Origin of the sequence: Sporosarcina sp. UB5, assembly GCF_050859005.1 — a bacterium.
Classification (GTDB): Bacteria; Bacillota; Bacilli; order Bacillales_A; family Planococcaceae; genus Sporosarcina.
Map to the genome: position 1 here is coordinate 2,599,932 of NZ_CP125984.1, position 12,812 is coordinate 2,612,743.

Consider the following 12,812-nt stretch of genomic DNA (forward strand, 5'->3'; position numbering starts at 1 on the left):
CGTCCATCGGTTTTTTACTATTGTCAAAGCAATCTCCACCATATTCCTGAAATATTTACATAATAGTAAATTACATTTTACGATTGTTCTATAATTTTTCTTGTGGTAGAATAATCAACATTAAAAATTAATCATGACTTGTAAGTCTTGTCTGATTATGATAGCCGCATCAATTTATTTTACGGAGTTACTTCAATAGGGACAAGAAATCTCCCAGTATATAATGTTGAAAGCGCTCTCAAGTCTTGAATTGGCTCGGTGCATTGTTAAAAAATTAATAGGGGTGAGAAAAATGAGTAAAGCGAGGATTGATCCATTTATCTTTTGGGCGTCTATAGCAGTCATTCTAGCGGCAACAGTTTTGCTAGTTGTCAATCGTTCAACTGCGGAGCCGTATTTGGACAATATGATGTCTGCGATTACATTTAAAATGGACTGGGCTTTTCAGTTTTTGACAATTGGTTTGTTCATCCTTCTAATCTGGTTGGCTTTCAGCCGCTATGGAAAGATTAGATTAGGCGAAGGCAAACCTGAGTTTTCATCATTTAGTTGGGGAACGATGCTATTTACGGCAGGCATGGGTACAAGCATCATGTATTGGTCGATGCTTGAACCAATATTTTACTTTACAGGCCCTCCGTTTGGGATTGAAGCGGAAAGTAAAGAAGCTGCTGAATGGGCATTGACGTATGGCTTGTTTCATTGGGGCATATCGGCCTGGTCACTTTATGCATTCCCGACAGTCGTCATCGCCTATTCCTACTTTATTAAAAAACGTCCTTCCTTGAAGATGAGCGTCGCCCTTAGCGGTGCACTTGGTAAATATTCGGATGGTTGGGTAGGGAAACTGATTGATATTCTTGTCATTTGGAGCCTTGTTGGAGGTTTAGGAACATCACTCGGTTTAGGAGTTCCAATGGTGTCTGCTGTAGTAGGGAGTATTTTAGGCATTGAACAAACAATAACACTCGATGCCATCATCGTCATTTGTATTACGATCGTTTACTCGGCGAGTGCTTATTTGGGGCTACATAAAGGAATTCGGAGATTGAGCGATTTAAACATATACCTTGCATTGGCGCTTGCAATATTCGTTTTCATTGCTGGGCCAACTTTATTCATATTAACTTATTTCACTAATAGTTTCGGCTTAATGGTCCAAAATTTTGCCATGATGAGCTTCTATACCGACCCCATCAATAAAGGCGGATTTCCGCAAGGGTGGACAGTGTTTTACTGGGCTTGGTTTGCAGCGACAGCCCCATTCATGGGACTTTTCGTCGCAAGAATATCGAAAGGAAGAACAATTCGTCAATTAATTATCCATATGTTACTTTGGGGTTCTATCGGCGGCTGGATTTACTTCATGGTATTCGGTGGCTATACGATGAACTTGCAATTGCAAGATATCCTTCCCGTGAAAGACATTTTAGCCGAAAGTGGAGGACCTGCTTCAGTTGTTGCTATTTTGAGTTCATTGCCATTTAGCACAATTATCCTGCCGTTCTTTATCATATTAGCGGTCATTTTCCTTTCAACATCGATGGACTCTGCAACGTATATCTTATCTGCGATCGCAACGAAGGAGTTGGCGGAAGGGCAAGAACCCGCTAGATGGCATCGAATGCTATGGGGAGCTATATTAGCGACAATCTCTATTTCGTTGCTGCTAATTGGCGGATTGCGTGTCATTCAAACGTCAGCGGTTGTCGTATCAGTACCAATTTACATCTTTTATCTTCTGCTAATCGTTTCTCTTTTGAGATGGCTAAAGCAGGACTTTCCAAAAGCATAATTTCAGCTATCATTTAGGAGGTTTTCATAATGGTTTTTAATGTACGTGAATCAAATCGCATCGTTCGATCAGAATTTCCACGGAAAATTAAAGAAATGAATAAAGTTTGGATTCCGATGTCAGATGGCACACATCTTTCCGCAAAGATTTGGTTGCCGGAAGATGCTGCTGATAATCCGGTCCCGGCTATTCTTGAATATATTCCGTACCGGAAAAATGATTTCACTGCCCTTAGAGATTCAATTCGTCACCCGTATTTTGCAGGTCACGGATATGCGAGCATCCGAGTTGATTTAAGAGGATCTGGTGATTCTGAGGGGATTTTGTATGATGAATATTTAAAGCAAGAACAAGATGATGCATTGGAAGTACTCACGTGGATTTCTGAACAGCCATGGTTTACTGGCGGCATCGGTATGATCGGAAAATCATGGGGCGGTTTTAATGGTTTACAAGTGGCTGCGAGACGCCATCCTTCATTAAAAGCTATCATCACACTCTGTTCAACAGATGACCGATATGCGGATGACGTCCACTATAAAGGAGGAGCAATGCTTGCTTCCGATATGCTTTGGTGGGCTTCCACAATGCTTGCTTATAATGCGCGTCCTGCCGATCCTGAAGTTGTCGGAGAGGCATGGCGTGAAAATTGGTTAGACCGATTAGATAAGACGCCTCCGTTTGTAGAAGAGTGGGTAAGACACCAGCGCCGCGATGATTACTGGAAGCGTGGTTCCGTATGTGAAAACTACGAGGACATCGATATTCCCGTATATGCGGTAGGTGGTTGGGCAGATGGCTATACAAACGCCATCCCTCGGTTATTGGAAGGATTAAAAGGACCTCGCAAAGGATTGATCGGTCCTTGGGCGCATGAATATCCTGAAATGGCAGTCCCTGGGCCGCAAATTGGGTTTCTTCAGGAATGCTTGCGCTGGTGGGATCAATGGTTAAAAGGTATTGATACAGGCATTATGGAGGAACCGATGCTAAGAGCTTGGATTCAGGATAGTGTCCCGCCACAAACCGATTATTTTGTTAGACCGGGGCATTGGGTGGCAGAGGAGCAATGGCCTCCAGCCGATCTTGAAACTAAACGTTACTTTTTGGATGGATCAAAATTGAAAACAGAGATAGGCGACGTAAACGAAATTAAAGTAGAAAGCGTTCAGCAGCACGGTCTTCATGCAGGTGTGTTTTGTCCGTTTGGCCAACCGGGCGACTTGCCGGGTGACCAAAGGAATGAAAATGGCTATGCAGTCGTTTTCGATACCGAACCGGTTGAGGAGCCTGTCCATATTTTAGGACATCCGTCATTCACGGTTGAACTTTCATCTGACAAACCAAATGCATTACTTTCGGTGCGATTGAACGATGTTGCACCAGATGGTTCATCCACTCGTGTGACGTGGGGGTTATTGAACCTTACGCATCGGAACAGTCATGAGTTTCCGGAGCATTTAGTGCCTGGAGAAAAATATTGCATCACGGTTGACTTGAATGCAATCGGGCACAAGTTGGAAAAAGGGCATCGCTGGCAATTGGCCATATCTCCAACGTATTGGCCACATGCTTGGCCTTCTCCTGAAGAAGCAACATTAACTGTTTATCCTTCAGAGAAAACATTCCTATCATTGCCTGTTAGAGAACCGAAAGCGATTGATATGGAGCTTCAACCTTTCCAACATCCTGAAACAACTCCAGTATTGGAAATGGACGTTTTGCGTGAAGCGAAAAGAACACGGATTATTTCACACGACGTCGTTTCCAACGTTTGGACGCTTGATGATTTTTCGGATGAAGGCGCTAGAAAACTGCATGTTAATGGTATTGAATATGGCAGTACGAACAGGAATATTTACACTGTCGAAGAAGGTGAGCCGCTAACTGCGAAAGTACAATGTGATTGGACGTTGTCAGTCGGTAGAGGAGAGTGGCAGACAAGCCTTGAAACGATGAGTGTCATGACAGCGGACGAAGAGAACTTCTATTTGAAGAACCAGTTAATCGCGTACGAAGGGGAAGAAGAAGTTTTCAATCGGACATGGGAGACAAAAGTTCCTAGGGAGTTTGTATAAGATCTATATAGGTTTTGGAAAGGGGTCACTTTCGGTCTCTTTCCGTCCTATGTTTTTGGCCAATTAAAGCCTATTGTTCGGTAATATGAACAATAGGCTTTTTTGGTTTCTATTTAATAGTTGGTTCCACAGTCACTTCGACATTTCCTTGCAACGCTCTGCTGATCATGCATGAAGTTTCCGCTTTCATTGCCAATCTTTCTACCATATTCCGCTTATTAGCCATACCTTCTGTTAAAATGATAACCGGCTTATGTATGATCTTATTATACGTAACGATACCATTTTTGTAATCCACTATACCGATGGACTCCATCGTTAAGCTTTCCTTATCTACTCTACTTCTTTCAAGCATAGCAGCAAGCGTGATGATATAGCATGTTGCAGCTGCACCGAGCAGCATCTCATCCGGATTCGTCCCGATACCAGGTCCATCCATTTCGGTCGGTATGGATACTGCCGTCTTCATATTCAATGTTTCGATTGTACCGATGTCATTTCGTAATCCGGGCCAGTTCGCCTTAAGATAAAAGTGATGTTCCGCCATTTGCATTACTCCTTTCTGCTACAATCTTTCTACAATACTAGGTGACTCTTTGTCTTCCTCGTGTATTTTACATAAACAATAAGAAACAATCCAGCACTCAAAAACCGCAGTGCGGAATTAATATACATAGCAATTTCAACACCTAACTGCTCCAGTAACCAAATTCCGATTTGTGGGGCTATGAAGGCTACAATTGATAACAAAACATTATATGTCGTGATGCAATACGTCCTGACGTGATCAGGCGACTGTTCCAACAACAAGTTAAACAATAATAACACAACGCCTGCAAGGAAAAATCCCGATGAAGTCTGGACTAAAGCAATATAATACACATTTGTAGAAAGGACCGTCAGAAACGGGGTCGTCGCCATTCCGACCGCTGCCCACACAAAAACTAATGTGTTCGATCTTTTTTCCGCCCATTTCTTCCAAAGAGGGAAGGACAGAAATTGCGCCAACATGCTCCCGACAGCAAACATACTCACCCAGAAGATCGTCACTCCAACAAATCTTACATGATAGATATTAAAAATGCCCCAAGCCATCTGCCAGGCGAAATTGAAGAAAAGCGCAGCGACTAGGAAAGATACATAGTTTTTATACTTGAAAATGGACCAATCCATCGTTTTCTTTTTTAATAATGAACCATCTGTCTTTACAGGCTCTTCTTCGTGTTTCATCAATAAAAAAACTTCGAGCATCCCGAAACAAAAAGCAATGCCAAACAGAAATTGGTAGGCAGTGATACTCGTTGAAGCATCTTTCATTAATACTCCGATAACAAGAGTCGAAATCAAACCGACAATTGTCAACAATCTGTTCCGGTCGCTGAAAAATGAGCCGCGCCTTGATTCCTCAACAAGACCACCGATGAAAGTTTGCCACCCGATATTAGCAACAGTGTTTGGCAAACTCATGATGGCAACGACGACTAAAAAGACCGATGCATGCGTCGATGGGGAAGGCAAGTATATAATACCTATAATTAGCAAGAACATAAGCCGTGCAAATAAGACCGATAATGCCACGAGCTTTTTCTGCGCTTGGGACCGATTCAATAAAATTGCAGCAGGTATCGTCATCATTAAGGCCATTAGAGGCGGCAGTGAACTAATCAATCCAACTTGGTAATTCGTTGCGCTTAGCATAGTGATCGCAAAGATTGGAAAAAAGTTGTTTGAAAAATTTAATGCGATCGTCGAAGCCATCCCATGATAAATGCTGATTTTCTCGTTATATGTACGCATAATCTCTCCACGTTTCTATTCATTTGAACAACCTACTATCTGAATTATATACTTCGTTATACGAAATACAAGAGTCTATTTATATAGACTATGAAATCTTCATAATTAGTATCACTCTCGCATATCATAATGGCATTCCAATTTATAATTGATAAATCTTCTCATTTAACGTAAAATGTATTTGAGAAAGTTTCTCAATTATTGAAGAGACGGAGAGGATGAACGTTATGCTTCGAATTATCATCATGGCATTGTTTACAGGTTCTGTTGTAAGCATTTCATCAATATCGTTTATAAAAGGATTTGACTTAGAAGGGGCATTGATTGGATTCATTTCACTCTTCTTCTTATTTGGAATTACTTCGTTCTTCTATACTGAATATAAAAAACAGACATTCAGCTCATAAACACCAGTGCAACTGGTGTTTTTTAATGGTTTTTGAAAGAAATTTTTATAACAATGAAGTATAATCAAATAGCTATTGTGATATGTAATGAGGAGGTACTTATGTTTTTTACCGAAGCAAAACGAATTTTGGTCGTCATTTTAGGCTCTATCCTTGTGGCGATCTCCTTGAATTTTTTCCTGATCAATGCCAACGTCTTTGCAATTGGATTTGCCGGCGCTGCCCAGCTTGTCTCAAGCATTTTGCATGACCAATTAGGCTTTTCGATCAGTACCGGTATCCTGTTATTCTTATTCAATATACCGGTAATCATTTTAGGCTGGTTCAAAGTTGGCAGGGGGTTTACGATTTACAGCATTATCTCGGTTGTCTTTACTACAATATTCCTTGAGATTTTACCAGTTCTTCAACTATCCAATGATATTATTCTGAATGCTGTTTTTGGTGGTGTATTTGCGGGTGTTGGCATCGGAATATCGTTAAAGCTCGGTGCATCTACTGGCGGAATGGATATTGTGGCAATGGTATTGTCGCGTCTGCAGGATAAACCGATTGGAATTTACTTCTTGATGATGAATGGAGTCATCATTGTTCTTGCAGGGGTATTGTATGAGCCGGAGAACGCTCTCTATACGATGGCTGCACTCTATGTCACGACAACAGTTATCGACATGCTTCATACACGTCACGAGAAGGTGACAGCGATGATCATTACACATAAGGCTGAGGAGCTTCAGCAAGCAATTCATCAAAAAATGGTTCGTGGCATAACAATTATACCTGCGAAAGGCGCTTATTCGAAAGAAGAGAAAAGTATGCTTTACTTGGTAATCACTAGGTATGAATTATATGATCTGGAAAAGGTCATTACTGAAGTCGATCCACAAGCTTTCACAAATATTGTTCAGACTGTCGGGATTTTTGGTTTCTTTAGACGGGAAGACGAGCCAGCTGAACGATCAATAACATAAAAACAAGGTATCCCTGAAAAATTGGGATACCTTGTTTCATTTTTTGCCATTTTCAACTATTTCCGTCGTGCCTTCTAGAAATTTATTCAATTCTTCCTTGTTTTTGTCGAAATCAATTGCAAGGACTTCGCCAACACGAACCCTTTCAGGTCTATAAGAGTTGTCAACAGGGATCCGTAGTGTATCAATTTTTTCGGATTTATTGTCCAAGATTCCTTTTCCGATGGAAAGCATCGTCATCTTATCTAGATTTGTATCAATATACGCATCCGCTGCACCTAATAATTTCGGCAAATTCATTAAGCTATGCATGCTCACAGCCTCATCCTTCAATTTTGAGAGCACTTCTTGCTGTCGTGCGACTCGACCGAAGTCATTTTTGCTGTCGTGGCGGAAACGGACATATCCTAACAATTGCTCGCCTTGCAATCTTTGCACTCCTGGATGAAGTGTCATGTAAATTCCATGTGACATCGTATAAGGGATGTCGACCTCGATTCCGTCTGGTGCTAAAATATCAGCAATTTTAGGGAACCCATTGAAATTGACCATTGCATAATAATGAACATCCAAGTCGAAGTTTTCCTTTATTGTCTGCCGAACGAGCTCCGGCCCGCCAAAGGAGTATGCAGAATTCATTTTCTGCATACCATATCCAGGAATATTGACATACGTATCACGCATGATCGAAATCAGTTTCACTTTTTCGGTTTTTTGATTGTAATTCGCGATAATTAATGTGTCTGAACGGCCTTCTTCATCTTTTCGCGCATCTGAGCCAAGCAACATAATATTAATTTCGCCGAATTGAGGTTCAGGTCCATCAAAAATACCGAAGTCCTCATTTTTCTCCTTTAACGTACCATCTTCTGATAAGGACAATCCTTGATTGTATTGATCAAACCAGTAATAAACGCCTAATCCGAGCAAGACTAGGGCAATACTGATGAGTATACCGAACTTCTTCTTTTTTTTCTTTTGTCGAATATCTATTCTGCGCACTTGGATCACCGCCTAACTAGTAAAATCTATAAAGAGCTTGTTTAGCACGCGTATCATATCATCTAATGAACTACTGGGCAAGGGCTATTTTCACTACATATATAGACGTTACAGAATGCAAAAGGTTTTCGTTTTACACAAAATAAAAAATCCAATTTTATACAAAACTATCATAATACCTTCTTTTGACTTCTTCTATTCCTATTGTAACGATCAGTAATTTCTAATTAAAATCGCATTTGTTGACTCCAAATCCTATTGTATTTTATACTAAATTTATTTTGTTTTTCATTATTTATTGGAGGTCGAGTTTTGAATAATTTTGAACAACTCGCGAAAACTGTACAAATTAACAATAACAATTTTTTAATAAACTACGATGAATCTTTACAGCATGTCGGAACCGGAAGAAGTGCATTTGTGTTTCGAATAAAGTCAACGATGAAAGCGATGAAAGTGTATTTTCCTACTTGTTCACATATTGCTATGGAAGAGGCGGAAATCTACAAAAAACTTCAAGGTATTGTATATTTTCCATCCATCTATGCATCAGGTGAGAATTTTATTGTCATTGATTTCATTGAAGGTCTTACACTATTTGATTGTGTAGTCCAGGGGAAAGTCATAAGGCCTTCTCATTTATCGGAAATTGAACACGCAATTTCATTGGCAACTACTAAAGGTCTTAATCCATCTGATATTCACTTGCGAAATATTTTTATCACTACTGAAAATAAAATTATGATGATCGATGTTGCGCGCTTTAGACAAAAGAAGCACTGTCAACAATGGCATAACTTGAAAAGGGCGTATAGACAGTTTTACTGTAAGCACTATTTCCCCCAAAAAATTGCCCCCGGTTTGTTAAATACTATTGCGTGGACTTATAAAAAAGACTGGATACCTTTCTATCGAAGGTGAACTTGAAATAGACAATGAGTAAAGAAAGTGGGGAAGGCGATAATGACTGATTCTAAAGAATGGTTATTAACTGAGTTGAAAATAGTGGAGGATTGGGAGAAAGATCAAAGTGATTTGTGGTTTTGGGAAAAGATAGGGCGTCTACCATTTAAGATAATGGATAAGTGGACACCCGACTTCATACAGAAGAAAATTAGTGTCCTTCTGGACGAGCTTGGCCAATATATTCAAACAGGTGGGCGGTATTTAAGCTCTGTAAAGAACATCCCCAATTATTATCCCAATTTACATGTGCGAGATTTAGATGATGTTAGGATACTTCCTGTTTCAACAATGGATTCAGCTGTTGAAAAAATAACGAACAATAGAAAAAGAATTGCGACATTCCAAGGGGCTACTACCGGAATAGGCGGTCTGTTTACATTAACGATAGATATTCCATTGTTACTCAGTTTACAATTGAAAACATTGCAAGACATGGCAATTTGTTATGGGTATAATCCGAACGAGAAAGAGGAACGTTTATTTGTAGTAAAATGCCTCCAATTCGTTTCTTCTGATATTGTTGGTAAACAAGCCATTCTTGCACAGTTGTCCCAATTCGATGGTCCTGATGAGTCTTCAAGACGTGAGGTCATGTCTGAGCTGCAAGGGTGGCGCGAAGTTGTTTTTTCCTTTAGGGACCAAATAGGCTGGAAAAAACTATTTCAAATGATTCCTATTGCGGGACTTGTATTTGGTGCTTTCATCAATCGCTCAGCTGTAAACGACATTGCCGAAGCAGGCAAAATGCTTTATCGAAAAAGAAGGATTATAGAGAGACTGAGGCAGCATTGAAGAAGCTAAAAAACTGAAAATTATCTTGCAGAACTAGAAGGAAAGAATCATTCAGAAACTGAATAAAGTAGAGAGGGGTGTACGTTACGGAAAAGGGGAGAGAATAAAATGAGATTGTCAGAGATTCATCCGTTTTTATATTATGCGAGAATTGAGCAAAAAAGGTTTTTTCGTTTTCTCCAAAATAGTAAAGACCGGAAAAAATTCGCGAAACGTAAGGCGGAAATTAATTTTCAATACACATGCAAAAGACATCAATCTCTTCTACGTAGAAGATTAGGTAATAGTGATCCGAAATTACAGGAAAATAAAATTGTAAACCTCTCCCTTGCAGCAAACAGGATTGACGGAATCATCGTTCGACCAGGAGAAGTTTTTTCATTTTGGGGATTAGTCGGTAGAGCAACAAGAAAAAAAGGGTATATTGAAGGAATGCAGCTTTCTAGGGGAGAAGTGAAAACGGGCATAGGTGGAGGTATTTGCCAACTTTCAAATCTTCTATATTGGATGGTGCTCCACACGCCTTTAACGGTCATTGAAAGGCATCATCACAGCTTCGATCCTTTTCCTGATGAAGGGAGGGTTCTTCCATTTGGTAGCGGGGCGAGCGTTTTTTACAATTATGTAGACTTTCGTTTCAAGAATACAACAGAATATGATTTTCAAATACGCGTATGGGTGACTGACCGTCATTTGAAAGGCGCTATTTTTTCAAACGATGAAGTTCCATATAGTTATCATATAGAAGAAAGAGACCACCAATTTTATAAGAAAAACGGAAAGACCTTTAGACAGAATGAAATTTGGAGACGCACTGTCGATAAACGGACAGGAAATCATTTGCATAATGAACTATTAATAAAAAATAATTCTGAAGTGAAATATGATGTAATTGAAGGGAAAAAGCATGAATAGAAAAAACCAGGCGTTATTAACACGCCTGGTTCGGACTACTGATAAACTTATTGTATTGAGGCAATAATACCTTCTTCTCTATCCAATAGTAACTTTATACCAGCAGCATAAGGGTCTTCCTGTAAAACTTCCTCAATATAGAAACGAATCGCCTGAATCATTTCAAATGAGCCGAGGACTACCATTTGACTGTGAAATTCCAACTGTGCGGAAAAGCCTTCATCATCATCGTACATAAGCTCTACTTCGACTTCTTCAGGGAGAATATTATGCTTTCGAGATTGCTCCATGCATATTGCATTGACAATATCTTGTTCAGACAATGTTAATTCCGCCATGGATTAGTATCCTCTTTCTCTTTTTTCGCTTTAAGGACAGAGAAGATCTTCCGAATCATAAATACGATAAAAATGATCGCCAGCACATTGATCATAAATCCTAAAAACGAACCGAGCATTCCCATATTAGCGAAAAGGCCTCCGAATAGAAGTCCTGCGATTCCTCCAATAAATAAACCACGCATAAGGCCGCCAGAGAAGAAACCGCCTTTTGGAGAAGTAGTATTTGAAGAATTATTGACAGAAGTATTCTTCTCATCCTGTTTCTTATCCACTTGCGGTTTTGTAGGCGTGTTTTTATTCATGTTGAAATTTTTCTTTCCTGATTTGTATCCTTTCGCTTCGACCGTTGTAGCATGATCTTTTAGCACAATGCTGCCGATTGGTGACATGACGATCGACAAAGCGATTAACGCCGACAATACTTTTTTCAAATCATTAACCCTCCAGTAAACAAAATTAAAATCTATGCAATTATACAAGTATAATAAATCTGGCGTCAAATAAATGACTGTACGAAGAAAAATGGGATAGAGATCCATGGGTAAAGGAGGAAAAATGCAAGCCGCAAATGACTATGCATTTTTCCTCTTCAGTCACTCTTCTGGTTTAAATGTTTTACAATCTGTGTCTTCACTGTCAGCCGCCTGCTCACCATTTTGGCTAACGACATAAATGACATCCGCATGACACTTATTTCCGTCTCCCCAATACGTGCAGTTGTTCACTTCGCATAGTATTTTCTGCGTCATCGTTTCACCTCCGTATGCATATCATTCCACAAAACCTTAGAATGATGCTTGCCTGTAATTGAACATAGAAGGTGATAAAAAAACTGAACGGGTCATTCCTGTAAGCGAAGTGTCTCATAGTTAACTAGTAAGGATGAAGGGATGAACAAACCAACTTTGCCGTGTTCTTCGTGATTCAATGTGGCGAATATAATTCCGATAACATTTCCATCTTCATTCAATACTGGGCTGCCGCTATTCCCACGATAGACAGGTGCTTTTATCATCATTACCTCATCATTCCAACCCGCTAGCTGAATTGGCTCTACAATTTTACCTTCATTCGCAATTCCTTTGAAGTTGAGTGGGTTTCCGATAAACGTGATTGAGTCATTTGCTTTATATTCCGCACTGAAATCAATTGCGAGTGATGGAAGATCACGTCCTTTAATTTCAAGCACTGCCATATCAATAGTTGGAAACGTTTCTATGACAGTTGCTTCAAATCGGCCGTCATGAGGAAAAACGACTGAAATAGAATGATTTTCTTCCACAACATGATAGTTTGTAAGGATGGTGCCATTTCCTGAGACGGAGAAACCGGTTCCCTTTCCATCTTCCGTTACAACGACGACAACCGATTTTTTATACGCTGCGATCTGTTCTTGTTTTGATAGTGTAGCCGATGTTCGTAGGAAATCGATGGCAGGTATCGAGAACACATTGAAAAGCCCAGCGAATGTGCTGAGGAATAACGTTGCAGACAAAAGCCAAATAAACCATTTAGGCACTTTTTTCTTCTGAACGGATGCTTCCTTTTGCATCAATGCTTCTTTCTGTGCTTGCAGGACAAGTTCATGCATTTCTTCCTCGCTAATATCTTCTAAGTGTTCGTCATTCAACTTATGGATATGATCTTCAATCTTCTCATCTTTCATTGTAGGTCACTTCCTTAGTCGTTCGAATAATTTTATTACTACTAGTATAGCAGTGATTCGAGACCGACATATAAGTGCACAA

At 39.9% G+C, this 12,812-nt stretch carries 14 protein-coding genes; 7 read left to right on the forward strand and 7 right to left on the reverse strand.

Annotated features, from left to right (window positions below; translation table 11 throughout):
* Nucleotides 1–292 precede the first annotated feature (292 nt).
* Together QM454_RS13105 and QM454_RS13110 are read left to right on the forward strand one after the other, a co-directional pair.
* Nucleotides 293–1,795: a BCCT family transporter gene (locus QM454_RS13105; RefSeq protein WP_432358722.1), complete on the forward strand. Its 1,503-nt coding sequence runs from the start codon at nt 293–295 to the stop codon at nt 1,793–1,795.
* 29 nt (nt 1,796–1,824) lie between these two features.
* Nucleotides 1,825–3,873: a CocE/NonD family hydrolase gene (locus QM454_RS13110; RefSeq protein ID WP_432358724.1), complete on the forward strand. Its 2,049-nt coding sequence runs from the start codon at nt 1,825–1,827 to the stop codon at nt 3,871–3,873.
* Nucleotides 3,874–3,982: 109 nt separating this feature from the next.
* Here QM454_RS13110 and QM454_RS13115 read toward each other — a convergent pair whose 3' ends face one another.
* Both QM454_RS13115 and QM454_RS13120 read right to left on the reverse strand, forming a co-directional pair.
* The gene (locus tag QM454_RS13115; protein WP_432358726.1) at nt 3,983–4,420 is read right to left on the reverse strand and encodes an OsmC family protein; all 438 of its coding nucleotides are present in this window, start codon (nt 4,418–4,420) and stop codon (nt 3,983–3,985) included.
* Nucleotides 4,421–4,449: 29 nt separating this feature from the next.
* Complete coding sequence (locus QM454_RS13120) at nt 4,450–5,670, reverse strand: MFS transporter (protein WP_432358728.1); 1,221 nt, start codon at nt 5,668–5,670, stop codon at nt 4,450–4,452.
* Between the two features lie 218 nt (nt 5,671–5,888).
* On the opposite strand from QM454_RS13120, the gene QM454_RS13125 reads away from it, so the two are divergent.
* Both QM454_RS13125 and QM454_RS13130 read left to right on the forward strand, forming a co-directional pair.
* A complete protein-coding gene (locus QM454_RS13125; RefSeq protein ID WP_432358730.1) occupies nt 5,889–6,077 on the forward strand; it encodes a hypothetical protein in 189 nt (62 codons plus the stop codon).
* Between the two features lie 101 nt (nt 6,078–6,178).
* Entirely contained in the window at nt 6,179–7,048 is an 870-nt protein-coding gene (locus QM454_RS13130; RefSeq protein WP_432358732.1) for a YitT family protein, read from the forward strand.
* 36 nt (nt 7,049–7,084) lie between these two features.
* Here QM454_RS13130 and QM454_RS13135 read toward each other — a convergent pair whose 3' ends face one another.
* On the reverse strand, nt 7,085–8,050 hold the full coding sequence (locus QM454_RS13135) for an LCP family protein (RefSeq protein WP_432358733.1): 966 nt from the start codon (nt 8,048–8,050) through the stop codon (nt 7,085–7,087).
* A 312-nt stretch (nt 8,051–8,362) separates the two neighbouring features.
* Here QM454_RS13135 and QM454_RS13140 point away from each other — a divergent pair, with 312 nt between their 5' ends.
* The 3 genes from QM454_RS13140 (at nt 8,363) to QM454_RS13150 (ending at nt 10,723) form a co-directional block, all read left to right on the forward strand.
* On the forward strand, nt 8,363–8,971 hold the full coding sequence (locus QM454_RS13140; protein ID WP_432358735.1) for an RIO1 family regulatory kinase/ATPase: 609 nt from the start codon (nt 8,363–8,365) through the stop codon (nt 8,969–8,971).
* A gap of 42 nt (nt 8,972–9,013) precedes the next feature.
* Nucleotides 9,014–9,808: an EcsC family protein gene (locus tag QM454_RS13145; protein ID WP_432358737.1), complete on the forward strand. Its 795-nt coding sequence runs from the start codon at nt 9,014–9,016 to the stop codon at nt 9,806–9,808.
* Nucleotides 9,809–9,916: 108 nt separating this feature from the next.
* Nucleotides 9,917–10,723, forward strand: coding sequence for a VanW family protein (locus QM454_RS13150; RefSeq protein WP_432358739.1), 807 nt, complete (start codon nt 9,917–9,919; stop codon nt 10,721–10,723).
* Nucleotides 10,724–10,770: 47 nt separating this feature from the next.
* Here the strand turns inward: QM454_RS13150 and QM454_RS13155 are convergent, their stop codons facing one another.
* From QM454_RS13155 to QM454_RS13170, 4 genes are all read right to left on the reverse strand, one after another.
* A complete protein-coding gene (locus tag QM454_RS13155; protein ID WP_432358741.1) occupies nt 10,771–11,061 on the reverse strand; it encodes a DUF2653 family protein in 291 nt (96 codons plus the stop codon).
* On the reverse strand, nt 11,049–11,495 hold the full coding sequence (locus QM454_RS13160; RefSeq protein WP_432358743.1) for a hypothetical protein: 447 nt from the start codon (nt 11,493–11,495) through the stop codon (nt 11,049–11,051). Before QM454_RS13160 ends, QM454_RS13155 begins: the two co-directional genes overlap by 13 nt.
* 162 nt (nt 11,496–11,657) lie before the next feature.
* A complete protein-coding gene (locus QM454_RS13165; RefSeq protein ID WP_432358744.1) occupies nt 11,658–11,813 on the reverse strand; it encodes a DUF1540 domain-containing protein in 156 nt (51 codons plus the stop codon).
* A 92-nt stretch (nt 11,814–11,905) separates the two neighbouring features.
* Nucleotides 11,906–12,730, reverse strand: a complete 825-nt coding sequence (locus tag QM454_RS13170) for a S1C family serine protease (protein WP_432358746.1) — start codon at nt 12,728–12,730, stop codon at nt 11,906–11,908.
* Between the last annotated feature and the right edge of the window lie 82 nt (nt 12,731–12,812).